The sequence below is a fragment of the Escherichia sp. WS1368 genome (assembly GCF_046487485.1).
GTDB classification, from domain to species: domain Bacteria; phylum Pseudomonadota; class Gammaproteobacteria; order Enterobacterales; family Enterobacteriaceae; genus Escherichia; species Escherichia coli.
This window is the reverse complement of record NZ_JBJQJI010000003.1, coordinates 159105-176262: the sequence shown is the minus strand read 5'-3', so window position 1 is coordinate 176262 and position 17158 is coordinate 159105. Positions and strand designations below refer to the sequence as shown.

Here is a 17158-nt window from a genome sequence, read left to right as displayed (position 1 = left end):
ATTTACCATGTCGATAAAACAAATGCCAGGGAGGGTATTAATATCGCTATTGTTGAGCGTTACAGGATTATTAAGTGGCTGTGCCAGCCATAATGAAAATGCCAGTTTACTGGCGAAAAAACAGGCGCAAAATATCAGCCAAAACCTGCCGATTAAATCTGCGGGATATACCTTAGTGCTGGCGCAAAGTAGCGGCACGACGGTAAAAATGACCATTATCAGCGAAGCGGGTGCTCAGACCACGCAGACGCCTGATGCCTTTTTAACCAGCTATCAACGACAAATGTGCGCTGACCCGACGGTGAAATTAATGATAACCGAGGGAATTAATTACAGCATAATGATTAATGATACACGTACAGGTAACCAGTATCAGCGGAAACTGGATCGTACCACCTGTGGAATAGTCAAAGCATAACGTCGGGTAGATATAAATTGGCGCGGGTTGTTTTTCGTGACGCACGAATTTATCTCATTCAATGGCTGACAAAAATTCGTCACACTCTTAACCAGAGACAATCTCTTAATACAGACAAAGAGCATCTGCGAAAAATTGCACGCGGGATGTTCTGGCTCATGCTGCTTATTATTTCTGCAAAAGTGGCGCATTCACTCTGGCGCTATTTCTCCTTTTCTGCGGAATATACGGCGGTTTCCCCATCGGCGAATAAACCGCCCCGTGCAGATGCAAAAACGTTCGATAAAAATGACGTGCAATTAATCAGCCAGCAAAACTGGTTTGGCAAATATCAGCCCGTCGCCGCACCGGTAAAACAACCTGAACCTGTGCCTGTGGCAGAAACTCGTCTTAATGTGGTGCTGCGCGGGATCGCCTTTGGTGCCAGACCTGGCGCGGTTATTGAAGAAGGTGGCAAACAGCAGGTCTATTTGCAGGGGGAACGGCTTGGTTCTCACAACGCGGTGATTGAGGAAATCAACCGCGACCATGTGATGCTGCGCTATCAGGGAAAAATAGAGCGCCTGAGCCTGGCAGAAGAGGAGCGTTCCACCGTAGCCGTGACCAACAAAAAAGCCATCAGTGACGAAGCAAAGCAAGCTGTTGCTGAGCCTGCTGCCAGTGCGCCAGTTGAGATCCCGGCAGCCGTGCGTCAGGCACTGGCGAAAGATCCGCAGAAAATTTTTAACTATATCCAGCTTACGCCTGTGCGTAAGGAGGGGATTGTCGGTTATGCAGTGAAGCCGGGGGCAGATCGTTCTCTGTTCGATGCCAGCGGTTTTAAGGAAGGCGATATCGCCATTGCGCTAAATCAGCAGGATTTCACTGATCCACGAGCAATGATTGCTCTGATGCGGCAGTTACCTTCAATGGATTCCATTCAACTTACGGTTTTACGCAAGGGTGCGCGCCACGACATTTCCATCGCGCTGCGCTAACCGCATTTAATCCAGGAGAATCATTCATCGTGTTTTGGCGTGATATTACGTTGTCGGTCTGGCGTAAGAAGACAACTGGCCTCAAAACAAAAAAGCGTTTACTGCCGCTGGTGTTGGCAGCGGCATTATGCAGTTCACCGGTCTGGGCGGAAGAAGCCACTTTCACCGCCAATTTTAAAGATACCGACCTGAAATCGTTCATCGAAACCGTCGGCGCTAACCTTAATAAAACCATCATTATGGGGCCGGGCGTACAGGGGAAAGTGAGTATTCGTACCATGACTCCGCTCAATGAACGCCAGTATTACCAGCTATTCCTTAACCTGCTGGAAGCACAGGGGTATGCCGTCGTACCGATGGAAAACGACGTGCTGAAGGTGGTGAAATCCAGCGCCGCGAAAGTCGAGCCACTGCCGCTGGTCGGTGAAGGCAGCGACAACTACGCGGGCGATGAAATGGTCACCAAAGTAGTGCCGGTACGTAATGTGTCGGTCCGCGAATTGGCACCGATTCTGCGCCAGATGATCGACAGCGCAGGCTCAGGCAACGTTGTTAATTACGATCCCTCCAACGTGATTATGCTCACCGGACGCGCCTCCGTTGTGGAGCGCCTGACGGAAGTGATCCAGCGTGTGGATCACGCGGGTAATCGCACTGAAGAGGTGATCCCGCTGGATAACGCCTCGGCTTCGGAAATCGCCCGCGTGCTGGAAAGCCTGACGAAAAACAGCGGCGAGAACCAGCCTGCGACGCTGAAATCACAGATTGTCGCCGACGAACGCACCAACAGTGTGATTGTCAGTGGTGACCCGGCCACGCGGGACAAAATGCGCCGCCTGATCCGTCGGCTGGACTCAGAAATGGAGCGCAGCGGCAACAGCCAGGTTTTCTATCTCAAATACAGCAAAGCGGAAGATCTGGTCGATGTGCTGAAGCAGGTCAGCGGCACGCTCACGGCGGCTAAAGAAGAGGCGGAAGGCACCGTCGGTAGCGGGCGTGAGGTTGTCTCCATCGCCGCCAGCAAACACAGTAATGCCCTGATTGTTACCGCGCCGCAGGACATCATGCAGTCGCTGCAAAGCGTGATTGAACAACTGGATATTCGCCGTGCTCAGGTGCATGTCGAGGCGTTGATCGTGGAAGTTGCTGAAGGCAGCAATATCAACTTCGGCGTGCAGTGGGCGTCGAAAGATGCCGGATTAATGCAGTTTGCTAACGGTACGCAGATCCCTATCGGTACGCTGGGCGCAGCGATTTCTCAGGCGAAACCGCAGAAAGGCTCGACGGTAATCAGTGAAAACGGCGCTACCACCATAAATCCGGATACTAACGGCGATCTCTCCACGCTTGCTCAGCTACTTTCCGGCTTTAGCGGTACGGCGGTTGGCGTGGTGAAAGGTGACTGGATGGCGCTGGTACAGGCGGTCAAAAACGACTCCAGCTCGAACGTGCTCTCCACGCCGAGCATCACCACGCTGGACAACCAGGAAGCCTTCTTCATGGTGGGCCAGGATGTTCCGGTATTAACCGGCTCTACCGTTGGCTCCAATAACAGCAATCCTTTCAATACAGTAGAGAGGAAAAAAGTCGGCATCATGCTGAAAGTCACGCCGCAGATTAACGAAGGAAACGCGGTACAGATGGTGATTGAGCAGGAAGTGTCGAAGGTGGAAGGACAGACCAGCCTCGACGTGGTGTTTGGTGAGCGCAAACTGAAAACCACCGTGTTGGCTAACGATGGTGAGCTAATTGTGCTTGGCGGTCTGATGGACGATCAGGCGGGAGAAAGCGTGGCGAAAGTGCCGCTGCTGGGCGATATCCCATTGATTGGTAACCTGTTTAAATCGACGGCGGATAAAAAAGAAAAACGTAACCTGATGGTGTTTATCCGCCCGACCATTCTGCGTGACGGTATGGCGGCAGACGGCGTGTCGCAGCGCAAATATAACTACATGCGCGCCGAACAGATCTATCGTGATGAGCAAGGCTTAAGCCTGATGCCGCACACCGCGCAGCCGGTACTGCCAGCGCAAAACCAGGCCTTACCGCCGGAAGTACGTGCGTTCCTTAATGCCGGGAGAACGCGTTAATGGTGCCTGTAGCACAGGAAACCACTGCTAACACCGTGCGTCTGCCCTACAGTTTCAGCCGTCGGTTTAGCCTGGTGGCATGGTGCGAAGCATCGTTGGAGATCCTCCACGTTCATCCGTTGTCGCTCTCTGTTTTGCAGGAGCTGCAGCGGGGGCTGAACGCGCCCTTTACGCTGCGGCAAATCGACGAAGCCGAATTTGAACAGCGGCTGAATGCGGTCTGGCAGCGTGACTCTTCCGAGGCCCGCCAGCTGATGGAAGATCTCGGTTCTGCTGAGGACTTTTTTACTCTCGCTGAAGAACTGCCGGAAACGGAAGATCTGCTGGAAAGCGACGACGACGCGCCAATCATCAAACTGATCAACGCTATGCTGGCAGAGGCGATTAAAGAAGGCGCTTCGGATATCCACATTGAGACATTTGAAAAGAGTCTGGTGATCCGTTTTCGCGTTGACGGCACATTACATGAAATGCTGCGCCCGGGGCGCAAACTGGCCTCGCTGCTGGTATCGCGTATCAAGGTGATGGCGCGGCTGGATATTGCCGAAAAGCGCGTACCGCAGGATGGACGCATTGCGCTGCTGCTGGGCGGTCGGGCGATTGACGTGCGTGTCTCCACCATGCCCTCCGCCTGGGGCGAGCGCGTGGTGCTGCGACTGCTGGACAAAAACCAGGCCCGCCTGACGCTGGAGCGTCTGGGGCTGAACCATGAACTGACCGCGCAGTTACGCCAGCTGTTACACAAACCGCACGGCATCTTTCTGGTGACGGGGCCGACGGGTTCCGGCAAAAGCACCACGCTGTACGCCGGATTGCAGGAGCTGAACAACCATTCGCGTAACATTCTCACGGTTGAAGACCCCATCGAATACATGATTGAAGGGATCGGTCAGACACAGGTTAACACCCGCGTCGGCATGACCTTTGCCCGTGGCCTGCGCGCGATTTTGCGTCAGGACCCGGATGTGGTGATGGTCGGTGAAATCCGCGATACCGAAACCGCAGAAATCGCTGTTCAGGCTTCACTGACCGGACACCTGGTACTTTCCACGCTGCATACCAACACAGCGGTGGGGGCGATCACGCGTTTGCAGGATATGGGCGTGGAGCCTTTCCTGCTCTCTTCCAGTCTGACGGGCGTGATGGCGCAGCGACTGGTTCGCACGCTGTGTCCCGATTGCCGCCAGTCCGCGCCTGCCACTGACGAAGAAAAACGCCTGCTGGGGATTACCGATGCGCGTACCGTCACGCTGTACCATCCGCAGGGCTGCCCCGCCTGTAATCACAAAGGTTTTCGCGGACGTACCGCTATCCATGAACTGATTGTGGTGGACGCCACATTGCGTGATTTGATCCACCGTCAGGCCGGGGAACTGGAGCTGGAACGTTATGTCCGGCAACACTCTGCGGGTATCCGCAGCAACGGCATTGAGAAAGTGCTCGCCGGAGAAACCTCTCTCGATGAAGTTCTGCGGGTAACCATGGAGGCGTAATGGCACTGTTTTACTATCAGGCGCTGGAGCGTAATGGTCGCAAAACCAAAGGTATGATTGAGGCGGATTCCGCGCGTCATGCCCGCCAGTTGTTGCGAGGTAAAGATCTCATTCCCGTGCACATTGAAGCACGGATGAATGCATCGGCAGGGGGAATGTTGCAGCGTCGGCGGCACGCACATCGTCGCGTGGCGGCGGCAGATCTGGCGCTGTTCACCCGCCAACTGGCAACGCTGGTGCAGGCAGCAATGCCGCTGGAAACCTGCTTACAGGCGGTCAGTGAGCAAAGTGAAAAACTGCATGTAAAAAGCCTCGGAATGGCACTGCGCAGCCGGATTCAGGAAGGTTATACCCTGTCGGACAGCCTGCGTGAACATCCCCGCGTCTTTGACTCCCTGTTTTGCTCGATGGTCGCTGCCGGAGAAAAATCCGGACATCTCGACGTGGTGCTTAATCGCCTGGCGGATTACACCGAACAGCGGCAGCGTCTGAAATCACGCCTGCTGCAGGCCATGCTCTACCCGCTGGTACTGCTGGTGGTGGCAACGGGCGTGGTCACTATTTTGCTGACGGCAGTAGTGCCGAAAATTATCGAACAGTTTGATCATCTCGGACACGCGCTGCCTGCCTCCACCCGAATGCTCATCGCCATGAGCGACACGTTACAGACCAGCGGCGTTTACTGGCTGGCGGGTTTGCTGGCGCTTCTGGTGCTGGGGCAACGGCTACTTAAAAATCCTGCTATGCGCCTGCGCTGGGATAAAACCTTGCTGCGTTTGCCCGTGACGGGGCGTGTTGCGCGCGGGCTGAATACGGCGCGTTTTTCCCGCACGTTAAGCATCCTCACCGCCAGCAGTGTTCCGCTACTGGAAGGCATTCAGACCGCTGCCGCCGTGTCGGCAAATCGCTATGTCGAACAACAACTGCTGCTGGCGGCAGATCGCGTCCGCGAAGGAAGCAGTCTGCGCGCTGCGCTGGCGGAGTTGCGCCTGTTCCCGCCGATGATGCTGTACATGATCGCCTCCGGCGAACAGAGCGGCGAACTGGAAACCATGCTTGAGCAGGCCGCAGTCAACCAGGAACGGGAATTTGATACCCAGGTGGGGCTGGCGTTAGGGCTGTTTGAACCGGCGCTGGTGGTGATGATGGCGGGCGTGGTGCTGTTTATCGTCATCGCCATCCTCGAACCGATGCTGCAACTGAACAATATGGTTGGAATGTAATTTACGGAGTTATCACATGAATTCGTTATCCCGCACACAAAAACCACGGGCAGGTTTTACCCTGCTGGAAGTGATGGTGGTGATTGTTATTCTTGGCGTCCTGGCAAGTCTGGTGGTGCCTAACCTGTTGGGCAATAAAGAGAAAGCGGATCGGCAAAAAGCCATCAGCGATATCGTGGCGCTGGAGAATGCGCTGGATATGTACCGACTGGATAACGGGCGTTATCCGACCACAGAACAGGGGCTTGAGGCACTGATCCAGCAACCGGCCAATATGGCGGACTCCCGCAACTACCGTACCGGTGGATACATTAAACGACTGCCAAAAGATCCGTGGGGCAATGATTATCAGTATCTCAGCCCGGGTGAAAAAGGACTGTTTGATGTTTATACCCTGGGGGCAGATGGTCAGGAAAACGGGGAAGGCGCTGGCGCAGATATCGGTAACTGGAATTTGCAGGAGTTTCAGTAATCAGTGCCTGGACGCGGATTCACTCTTCTGGAAATCATGCTGGTGATTTTCCTTATCGGCCTTGCCAGTGCGGGCGTGGTGCAGACTTTTGCGACCGATTCTGAATCGCCCGCGAAAAAAGCGGCGCAGGATTTTCTGACTCGCTTTGCGCAGTTTAAAGACAGGGCAGTGATCGAAGGGCAGACACTCGGTGTACTAATCGACCCGCCGGGATACCAGTTTATGCAGCGTCGTCAGGGGCAGTGGTTGCCTGTTTCTGCGACCCGGTTATCGGCACAGGTTACGGTGCAGAAACAGGTGCAGATGCTGTTACAACCCGGAAGTGATATCTGGCAGAAGGAGTATGCGCTGGAGCTGCAGCGTCGTCGCCTGACGCTGCACGATATTGAACTGGAGCTGCAAAAAGAGGCGAAAAAGAAGACGCCGCAGATCCGTTTTTCGCCTTTTGAACCCGCCACGCCGTTTACGCTGCGCTTCTACTCGGCGGCGCAAAACGCATGTTGGGCGGTAAAACTGGCACACGATGGCGCGTTATCCCTCAATCAATGTGATGAGAGGATGCGATGAAGCGCGGATTTACCTTGCTGGAAGTGATGCTCGCGCTGGCGATTTTTGCGCTGGCTGCCACGGCGGTGTTACAGATTGCCAGCGGTGCGCTGAGTAATCAGCACGTTCTTGAGGAAAAAACGGTAGCGTGCTGGGTGGCTGAAAACCAGACTGCGCTGCTCTACCTGATGACCCGCGAGCAGCGGGCGGTCAGCCACCAGGGCGAGAGCGATATGGCAGGAAGCCGCTGGTACTGGCGAACCACACCGCTGAATACAGGTAACGCGCTACTTCAGGCGGTGGATATTGAAGTCAGCCGTCACGAAGATTTTTCGCCGGTTATTCAGTCACGACGCGCCTGGTTTAGCGCCGTGGGAGGCCAACAGTGAGAAGGACTTGCGCTGGTTTCACGTTACTGGAAATGCTGGTGGCAATTGCCATTTTTGCCTCGCTGGCACTGATGGCGCAGCAGGTGACTAACGGCGTCACACGCGTGAATAGCGCCGTCGCCGGACACGATCAAAAACTAAACCTCATGCAGCAAACGATGAGTTTTCTGACCCACGATCTGACACAAATGATGCCGCGTCCGGTAAGAGGCGATCAGGGCCAGCGTGAACCTGCGTTACTGGCTGGCCCTGGCGTGCTGGCGTCTGAGAGTGGAGGAATGCGTTTTGTGCGCGGCGGTGTGGTTAACCCGTTGATGCGTCTGCCACGCAGCAATCTGCTCACCGTTGGTTACCGCATTCATGACGGCTATCTCGAACGGTTAGCCTGGCCACTGACCGATGCGGCAGGCAGCGTGAAGCCAACAACGCAAAAATTAATCCCGGCGGATTCGCTCCGTTTGCAGTTCTACGACGGCACCCGCTGGCAGGAGAGCTGGTCATCAGTGCAGGCGATTCCTGTGGCAGTACGCATAACCCTGCATTCGCCGCAATGGGGCGAAATTGAACGCATCTGGTTGTTACGCGGGCCGCAATTATCATGATCACCTTACCACCAAAACGCGGAATGGCACTGGTCGTGGTGCTGGTATTGCTGGCGGTTATGATGCTGGTGACCATCACGCTTTCCGGGCGGATGCAGCAACAACTTGGGCGAACGCGCAGCCAGCAGGAGTACCAGCAGGCGCTGTGGTACAGCGCCAGTGCAGAAAGCCTGGCGTTGAGCGCACTCAGTCTGAGCCTGAAAAATGAAAAGCGTGTGCATCTGGCACAGCCGTGGGCTTCTGGCCCTCGTTTTTTCCCACTGCCGCAGGGGCAAATTGCCGTCACTCTGCGTGACGCACAGGCCTGCTTTAACCTGAATGCCCTCGCTCAGCCGACGACGGCGTCGCGTCCTATCGCGGTACAACAACTGATTGCCCTGATCTCGCGCCTGGATGTGCCTGCTTATCGGGCCGAACTGATAGCCGAAAGCCTGTGGGAGTTTATTGACGAGGACCGCAGCGTGCAGACGCGTCTGGGGCGTGAAGACAGCGAGTATCTCGCCCGCTCGGTGCCGTTCTACGCCGCCAATCAACCGCTGGCCGATATCAGTGAGATGCGCGTGGTACAGGGAATGGACGCCGGGCTTTATCAAAAACTGAAACCGCTGGTCTGTGCGCTGCCGATGACCCGCCAGCAAATCAACATCAATACCCTGGACGTCGCGCAAAGTGTGATTCTTGAGGCGCTGTTTGACCCGTGGTTAAGCCCTGTTCAGGCGCGGGCGTTATTACAACAACGTCCGGCGAAGGGCTGGGAAGATGTCGATCAGTTTCTTGCGCAGCCGCTACTTGCTGACGTCGATGAGCGTACTAAAAAACAGCTAAAAACCGTCCTGAGCGTGGACAGCAATTACTTCTGGCTGCGTTCAGATATCACCGTGAATGAGATTGAACTGACGATGAACTCGTTAATTGTCCGCATGGGCCCACAACACTTTTCGGTTCTCTGGCATCAGACAGGAGAAAGTGAGTGAGTTCCATACTTGAGATTTTTTTCCCGCTTTGCGCCTCCGACACCATCCGCTGGCAGCGCCGTACACCCGATGTGGAACACGGTATCTGGCCTGACGTTGCTGACGAACGTCTCCAGCAATGGCTGCAAACCGATGCGATTCGACTCTACATTCCCGGCGAATGGATCAGCGTCTGGCAGGTTGAACTGCCTGATGTGCCTCGCAAGCAGATACCGACGATTCTGCCCGCCTTGCTGGAAGAAGAGCTGAACCAGGATATCGATGAACTGCATTTCGCCCCGTTGAAAATCGACCAGCAACTGGCAACCGTAGCTGTGATTCACCAGCAGCATATGCGCAACATTGCGCAGTGGTTGCAGGCAAACGGCATCACCCGCGCTACCGTCGCGCCAGACTGGATGTCCATTCCTTGTGGGTTTATGGCTGGCGATGCGCAACGGGTTATCTGCCGCATCGATGAATGCCGGGGATGGAGCGCCGGGCGGGCGCTGGCTCCGGTCATGTTCCGCGCACAGCTCAATGAGCAGGATTTACCGCTTTCACTAACCGTGGTCGGCATTGCACCGGAAGAACTGTCTGCATGGGCTGGTGCAGACGCCGAACGCCTGACAGTGACGGCTCTGCCCGCCATTACCACTTATGGCGAATCGGAAGGGAACCTGCTAACAGGGCCGTGGCAGCCTCGCGTCAGCTACCGAAAACAGTGGGCGCGCTGGCGGGTGATGATTCTGCCGATATTGCTGATTCTGGTTGCGCTGGCAGTGGAACGGGGCGTGACGTTATGGAGCGTCAGCGAACAGGTGGCGCAAAGCCGCACCCAGGCGGAAAAAAAGTTCTTAACGTTGTTCCCGGAGCAGAAGCGGATTGTGAATTTACGCTCTCAGGTGACGATGGCGCTGAAAAAATATCGCCCACAGGCCGACGATACCCGGTTGCTCGCAGAATTGTCAGCGATCGCCAGTACCCTGAAATCAGCGTCACTTACCGACATCGAAATGCGTGGTTTCACCTTTGATCAAAAACGCCAGACGCTTCACCTCCAGCTACGGGCTGCGAACTTTGCCAGCTTCGACAAACTGCGTAGCGCACTGGCGGCAGATTATGTTGTGCAACAGGACGCGTTACAGAAAGAGGGTGATGCGGTTTCCGGCGGCGTAACGTTGCGGAGGAAATAACATGTTACGCGATAAATTTATTCACTATTTTCAGCAATGGCGTGAACGCCAGTTAAGCCGTGGCGAACACTGGCTGACACAACACCTGGCGGGGCGTTCTCCGCGTGAAAAGGGCATGTTACTGGCAGCGGTGGTGTTCCTGTTTAGCGCCGGATATTACGTTCTCTTCTGGCAGCCGTTGAGCGAACGGATAGAACAACAGGAGACGATGTTGCAGCAGTTGGTGGCGATGAACACCCGACTGAAGAACGCCGCGCCGGATATTATTGCAGCGCGAAAATCTGCCACAACAACGCCTGCGCAGGTATCGCGGGTCATCAGCGATAGTGCTTCCGTGCACTCTGTGGTCATCAAACGGATTGCCGAGCGTGGGGAGAATATTCAAGTCTGGATAGATCCGGTGGTGTTTAATGACCTGCTGAACTGGTTAAAAGCACTGGATGAAAAATATGCGCTGCGGGTGACACAAATTGATGTCAGTGCGGGTGAGAAGCCTGGGATGGTGAATGTGCAGCGACTGGAATTTGGACGGGGGTAGGTATTGCCATTTCCTTAACCCCACCTGATAACCCTTAGCCCAATGGTGAGTGCGGAACTGTCAAACCCGCTTACCGGGCTGAGTTTCGATGTAGCAAGAATTATCTCCCTCCAGACCACCACGGAATATTCGGTAACACTGAAGGAACCTGTTTTTCACCATGTAGCCTTCGTTAATCGACACCTTTCTCAGACTGTAAAGTTGCTTAAGTGTTTTGACACATTATGATTATTAATAGTTGCAATAAATCATTGAGTAACAATTGATAGGCCAAAACATATAGGATAATTCTTGTGTGATCTGTATTTTGTGTAGCCTGGAAATTAGTAAAATTCCTGGAGATAATCAGAAAGGGAATTTCAAATAAGCATAATAATTTCCAGTGAAACTATTCATTGATTTTAAGAAATGTCTGCTCAGGTATATCTACTGAGGGATGGTGTTGGTTGTAACACTGGTTAAAATAAACACACATAATAATCAAGATGTATATTTTAATCGACGAAAATAATTACCTTCGGGATTATTGATGCGACTTAAATAACACCATTTAAATGTGATATGAATCACAAATATGGCTGTAAAGAGGGGGCTGTAGATATAAATAAGAAGTACACGAGTGAATTTTAAATAGGGAAATAGTTTCTCGGTGAACAATTTATTGGTAATCAATCGCGTGCGTTCTGGTTTGAAACAGATTGCAGGTATTGTTACGCATAAAATCCATGGGGGTATTATAATCAAGTAGTTAACAGTAATAACAAAAAATAATTTCCTGGGAAATTAACTCTACATTCTAAAACGGCCAGTTTTCTGAAATTACCAGAAGACCGAATACATTCATGCCTGAAGAATGGATTAGAAGAAACGAGACGGAAATAGATCTATTTATCCCTGCGGAAATGATTTCTGCTGAAATTTTTTGCGGCTATTAAAAAGGTCAAACCGTCTGAGTAAATTTTATCCAGTTACAAATAAGCATTACCTCCAGTGTATTGGTAGCTGTTAAGCCAGGGGCGGTAGCGTACCTGAAGAGATTAGGATCACATCATCAAATGGCAAGAAGTGGATTTGAAGTCCAGAAAGTCACCGTAGAGGCATTATTTCTACGAGAAATACGAACACGCTTTGGTAAGTTCCGTCTGGGATATTTGTGGGCGATTCTCGAACCCTCTGCGCATTTGCTGATACTGTTGGGCATTTTTGGTTACATTATGCACCGCACGATGCCAGACATCTCATTCCCGGTGTTTTTACTTAATGGCCTGATTCCCTTTTTTATCTTTAGCAGTATCAGCAATCGTTCTGTAGGTGCTATTGAAGCGAATCAGGGGCTGTTTAATTATCGACCAGTAAAACCCATCGATACGATCATTGCACGCGCACTGCTTGAGACACTGATTTACGTTGCTGTTTATATATTGCTTATGCTTATCGTCTGGATGGCAGGCGAATATTTCGAAATAACAAACTTTTTACAACTTGTGCTTACCTGGAGTTTGTTAATCATTCTTTCATGTGGCGTTGGCTTAATATTCATGGTCGTTGGTAAAACCTTCCCTGAAATGCAAAAGGTCCTGCCGATACTGCTTAAGCCGCTGTATTTCATCTCCTGCATCATGTTCCCTCTACACTCGATTCCGAAGCAATACTGGTCATATCTACTCTGGAATCCATTAGTGCATGTCGTAGAGTTAAGCCGCGAGGCAGTTATGCCTGGCTATATCAGCGAAGGCGTGAGTCTGAACTACCTGGCAATGTTTACTCTGGTCACCCTGTTCATCAGTCTGGCGTTATACCGAACGCGTGAAGAGGCAATGCTGACATCATGATTAAGATTGAGAATTTGACGAAGTCCTATCGCACGCCAACGGGTCGACATTATGTCTTTAAGGATTTAAACATCGAAATCCCTTCAGGAAAAAGTGTCGCCTTTATTGGTCGCAACGGAGCGGGTAAATCAACGTTACTGAGAATGATTGGCGGCATTGACCGCCCCGACAGTGGAAAGATCATCACTAATAAAACAATATCATGGCCAGTCGGCCTTGCAGGTGGATTTCAGGGAAGTTTAACCGGACGCGAAAACGTAAAATTTGTTGCGCGGTTATACGCGAAGCAAGAAGAGCTGAAAGAGAAAATTGAGTTTGTTGAAGAATTTGCCGAACTCGGTAAGTACTTCGATATGCCGATTAAAACTTACTCATCTGGTATGCGATCGCGTTTAGGCTTTGGTTTAAGCATGGCATTTAAGTTTGATTATTATATCGTCGATGAAGTAACCGCAGTCGGTGATGCCAGGTTTAAAGAAAAATGCGCTCAATTGTTTAAAGAAAGGCATAAAGAATCTAGCTTTTTAATGGTTTCACATAGTTTGAATTCATTGAAAGAGTTTTGTGATGTGGCGATTGTGTTTAAGGATGATAATGCGGTTAGTTTTCATGAGGATGTTCAGGAGGGGGTTGATGAGTATCGGAATTTATTGCTCACAAGTTAGATATCTGGATTCTACGTGACATTATTTAACAATAACTAAATTTTAATAGTTTATATAATTAGAATATATCGAAAAGTAAATTGTTTATTGTATCGATAAAAATAATTGCAAAGGGCATGTTTAATTTGGTAAAGCTGAATACTACGAGTGATTAAATATTTTGTACCATCTACTATATGCCATTTATATTGTGAAAATATGCTAAGTAGCAGTAAGTAAAAATTTATAGATTAAGTTAGAGGTAGATATGAAATTATTACTTTGGGTTCCGCCTTGGTCCGCACATGGTGATTTGAATTTTTATAAAAATGCTGTTCAAAATCATCTAATCCCACAAGGTAATATTCTTTCTGAAGAAGGTTGGGATGTCACATTATTTCTTCCTTCGAATCTTGATATTCTGCGCTCTTTTGCATGTAAAAATATAAAGATAATAAACTTTAATATAAATGATCAAATAAATTGCTTTGGTTCGCTCAATGATTTGTCGATTGAGCTTTACAAGCAAAAGGATAATGTTAAAAAGAAAATTGAAAATATTTCTAGTACCCTATCAAACTATTTGGATGATCATTATGATGTTATTTTACTTTGGGAGACGCCAGTTCCATTTTTAGAAAAAATGTTCCCTGATGCATTGATAGTAAATCAAATGCCTGGAGTATTCAGTAGACCTCCATATCCACATTTTATAACATTCGATATTAATGGGCTTTATAAGAGTAGCACTCTTTCAATTTATAGCGAAGATATTAAAAAATGTAATTTTCAAGAGAATGAAATAAGTTTAGCTAACTTATTTATAGATAGATCAAAATATGAGATAAACACACTTACACCATTTAAAAGAAAAGACCTTGATCCTACAGAAAAGTATGAGAAGTTAATTCTTCTTCCCTTACAAGTTAGTGCTCATTACTCTTTTCAATCGGATACACCATACTCTAATCAGATGGAGTTTTTACTTGATGTCCTTAAGGATTCCGATGAAAAAACAGGTATTGTAGTTACTCAATATATAACACCTAGAGTTGCGGATACAATATTAACTAATGATGTGGTTAGCAGTCTTAAAGCTAAGTGGCCAAATCTCATATACCATCCAAGTTTCGATAAAATTAGCAGCATATCTCAATTTTTATTACCATTAGTAGATGAGGTTGTAACATGTTCGTCATCTCTTGGGTTACAAGGGATTTCTTGGGGACGACAACTTAAAGTTTATGGAAATACATATCTAACTCCTTATTCCAATAACAGTTCTCCATTACATTACCAGACTTTGAGGAAAGAATCGCTAAACATTCTGTCATTTATATTAACAAGAAACCAACCTCTTGCACACTCTGTCACCAAAGATGGGAAGTTTTTGTCCAGACTTCTTAAAGATTTATTAAATGTCAAGCGTAGTGGTATAAATAATATATATGACTTACCTTCATTTTTATCTATTGATGAAAAATATGAAGACAAGCTATTCAACTCATTCCGAACAGAACGAGTAATCAAAGACCTAAGTCAAATAAATAAACCAATTAGTAATAAAATAAATGAATTAAAACGATTTAGTAAATTTGTAAATGACTCAGCTATTAAAATAATTTCCTTTGATATTTTTGATACATTAGTTTATCGCCCAACAGAAGTGCCAATTGATGTTTTTAAGTTCTTAGAAACAAAAATGCTACACATTAGTAATGGGGTGGCAGAAAACTTTTCTCGAATTAGACACGTCTCAGAGGTCGAAGCTAGGAATGAGAAAGACTCAAAAGAGGTAACATTAGATGAAATTTACGATAAGATAAAAGAGTTTTACAAGCTGGATAGAGAAACAATTAATAACATGAAATGGGCGGAGGTTGAGTATGAAACAAAAATAATTAAACCTCGCCCTGCTGGTAAAAAGCTGTGGGATATAGCAAAAAAAACAGGTAAACCTATTTACATCATATCTGATATGTATTTACCTAAGGATGCTATTCTTAACATCCTTAAAATTAATGGATATGATGGCTTTGAGAAAGTATATATTTCAAATGAATACGGTGTCAGTAAAAAAGAAGGGGGGCTTTTTGATCTTGTTATTAATGAGTCCGGAGTATCTCCTAATAATATTTTGCATATTGGTGATAATAATATCTCTGATAATAAAGAGCCTAAGGCTAGAGGTATTAAAACATATAGACTTATACGTTCTATCGACCGTTTGCGTAGTAGTGAGGTCTACTCAAAAATATATCCAGAAAAAATAGGTAATAATGAATTGTCTCGCTCTTTATTAGCCGGATTAACAGCACAAAAGATTTTTGATAGCGAAATTGATCCGGGTGCTAAAAAGAGCCATTTCTATGGTGATCCTGTTAATTTAGGATATGCAGGGATTGGTCCTTTCGTCTCTGCTTTCATGTTATGGCTAGGACGCAAAGCTAAACAAGATAATATTTCTCACTTATATTTCTTGTCACGTGAAGGGTGGCTTTTAAAACAAGTTTATGATGTTATACATAAAGATGATAAAGATGTACCATCGACAACATATTTGTATGCTTCAAGAAGAGCAACTCGTGTTGCTAGTTTGAGAACACTTAGTGATGTAATATCTTTATCCAGCCATCCATACCAAGGCAATATTACCGTTGGTACTCTTTTAGAAGACAGGTTTGGTATTAATGTAACGAAGATAACGCAGGAACAATGGGAAGAGGCTGGTTTTATAGGTCCTGAAGATAAATTAACTACTGACATTGTAGAGCGTAAAAAGTTATTAAATTTATGCACTATTATTAGTGATATAATACTAACTCATGCAAAAAATGAAAGAAAAAGCTATCTTAATTATGTCAATAGCACTGGTCTTAGCACAGAAAAAAAACCAGCAATTGTTGATATAGGGTGGCGAGCTAATATGCAAGGTGCTCTTTCATCTCTAATAAATAAACCATTAGATGGTTATTATTATGCAACCTTACAAGGAACAGAGATTTGGTTTGACAAGGGGCTGAAATGCAATGGTTTTATGGGGGATTTACTATCTGCTAATCATCCAAGCTATGTTGTCCAAAATAGGCCTCTAATAGAATATTTAATATGTCATACAGAACCTAGCCTGATCACAATATCTGATGATGATGGTTTTAAACCAATCTTCCGTCCAGAAAGTAGTATTGGCCATCGACGTATTTTGTTAGAGTTAGTTCATCAGGGGGCAATTCAATTTGCAACTGACATGATGAATAATTTTAGGGATTCTATTGATCAAATCTGGATTGATCCCTTCCTTGCTGAACGTACGCTTAGCTCTTTTTTACAAACACCTGATTTTACAGATGCACAGTTATTTATCGGACACACATTTGAAGATGCTCTTGCTGGTGTGAAACGGAAATATATAATTTCACCTACGGATAAAGATTTTTCAAAAGACTCTGTATGGCGTCAGGGGGCTGCTGTTTTATATTCAAAAAAAGCAGTGGCGAACAAGTCTTCAAAACCATCTCCACAATTGAAAGAGTCTGTTAAAACGCCGACTAATATTACTTCCAAGGAAACTATAAAATATAACTGGAAAAGGGCTGTTGAGGCTAAAATAATAAAGTCACTCGTATCTCAAAAGAAATTCCTTAAGTATAAAAATAATAGGGATGGTTTTTTTAAAGACTCAAAATACAAAATCATAAAAAAAATGGCCTCCTGGAAATAAAAATGCGTTGAATATTCATTCACGAAGGGGTATTAAACTCTTCGTGAATGACAGTGGTGTGCTT

General features: G+C 48.0%; 15 protein-coding genes. All 15 read left to right on the top strand.

All coding sequences use genetic code 11. The features are described 5' to 3' along the window. The first annotated feature begins 7 nt into the window (after positions 1-7). The 15 genes from gspS2 to ACJHYD_RS09525 all read left to right on the top strand — a co-directional run bounded on the left by gspS2 (position 8) and on the right by ACJHYD_RS09525 (position 17094). Positions 8-418, top strand: a complete 411-nt coding sequence (gene gspS2, locus ACJHYD_RS09595) for a type II secretion system pilot lipoprotein GspS-beta (protein ID WP_001305972.1) — start codon at positions 8-10, stop codon at positions 416-418. Positions 419-435: 17 nt separating this feature from the next. Further along, positions 436-1395, top strand: a complete 960-nt coding sequence (gene gspC / locus ACJHYD_RS09590) for a type II secretion system protein GspC (RefSeq protein ID WP_024211239.1) — start codon at positions 436-438, stop codon at positions 1393-1395. Positions 1396-1424: 29 nt separating this feature from the next. Further along, positions 1425-3485, top strand: coding sequence for a type II secretion system secretin GspD (gspD, locus tag ACJHYD_RS09585; RefSeq protein ID WP_000498829.1), 2061 nt, complete (start codon positions 1425-1427; stop codon positions 3483-3485). Beyond that, complete coding sequence (gene gspE / locus ACJHYD_RS09580; RefSeq protein WP_021561388.1) at positions 3485-4978, top strand: type II secretion system ATPase GspE; 1494 nt, start codon at positions 3485-3487, stop codon at positions 4976-4978. The genes gspD and gspE overlap by 1 nt, the downstream gene beginning before the upstream one ends. Then, on the top strand, positions 4978-6201 hold the full coding sequence (gspF, locus tag ACJHYD_RS09575; RefSeq protein ID WP_021561387.1) for a type II secretion system inner membrane protein GspF: 1224 nt from the start codon (positions 4978-4980) through the stop codon (positions 6199-6201). The genes gspE and gspF overlap by 1 nt, the downstream gene beginning before the upstream one ends. A gap of 16 nt (positions 6202-6217) precedes the next feature. Further along, positions 6218-6673, top strand: coding sequence for a type II secretion system major pseudopilin GspG (gene gspG, locus ACJHYD_RS09570; protein ID WP_001087296.1), 456 nt, complete (start codon positions 6218-6220; stop codon positions 6671-6673). Positions 6674-6676: 3 nt separating this feature from the next. Continuing rightward, positions 6677-7240, top strand: coding sequence for a type II secretion system minor pseudopilin GspH (gspH, locus tag ACJHYD_RS09565; RefSeq protein WP_109553696.1), 564 nt, complete (start codon positions 6677-6679; stop codon positions 7238-7240). After that, entirely contained in the window at positions 7237-7608 is a 372-nt protein-coding gene (gspI, locus tag ACJHYD_RS09560) for a type II secretion system minor pseudopilin GspI (protein ID WP_021561385.1), read from the top strand. The genes gspH and gspI overlap by 4 nt, the downstream gene beginning before the upstream one ends. Next, on the top strand, positions 7605-8210 hold the full coding sequence (gene gspJ / locus ACJHYD_RS09555; RefSeq protein ID WP_021561384.1) for a type II secretion system minor pseudopilin GspJ: 606 nt from the start codon (positions 7605-7607) through the stop codon (positions 8208-8210). Before gspI ends, gspJ begins: the two co-directional genes overlap by 4 nt. After that, the gene (gene gspK / locus ACJHYD_RS09550) at positions 8207-9184 is read left to right on the top strand and encodes a type II secretion system minor pseudopilin GspK (protein WP_021561383.1); all 978 of its coding nucleotides are present in this window, start codon (positions 8207-8209) and stop codon (positions 9182-9184) included. The genes gspJ and gspK overlap by 4 nt, the downstream gene beginning before the upstream one ends. Further along, positions 9181-10359 (top strand): type II secretion system protein GspL, encoded by a 1179-nt coding sequence (gene gspL / locus ACJHYD_RS09545; protein ID WP_021561382.1) that lies wholly within the window; start codon positions 9181-9183, stop codon positions 10357-10359. The genes gspK and gspL overlap by 4 nt, the downstream gene beginning before the upstream one ends. A 1-nt stretch (position 10360) precedes the next feature. Next, on the top strand, positions 10361-10897 hold the full coding sequence (gene yghD / locus ACJHYD_RS09540) for a GspM family type II secretion system protein YghD (protein WP_021561381.1): 537 nt from the start codon (positions 10361-10363) through the stop codon (positions 10895-10897). A 1055-nt stretch (positions 10898-11952) separates the two neighbouring features. Then, complete coding sequence (locus ACJHYD_RS09535) at positions 11953-12729, top strand: ABC transporter permease (RefSeq protein ID WP_016238548.1); 777 nt, start codon at positions 11953-11955, stop codon at positions 12727-12729. Further along, positions 12726-13394 (top strand): ABC transporter ATP-binding protein, encoded by a 669-nt coding sequence (locus tag ACJHYD_RS09530; protein ID WP_021561380.1) that lies wholly within the window; start codon positions 12726-12728, stop codon positions 13392-13394. The genes ACJHYD_RS09535 and ACJHYD_RS09530 overlap by 4 nt, the downstream gene beginning before the upstream one ends. Positions 13395-13641: 247 nt before the next feature. Next, the gene (locus ACJHYD_RS09525; RefSeq protein WP_021561379.1) at positions 13642-17094 is read left to right on the top strand and encodes an HAD family hydrolase; all 3453 of its coding nucleotides are present in this window, start codon (positions 13642-13644) and stop codon (positions 17092-17094) included. Positions 17095-17158 lie beyond the last annotated feature (64 nt).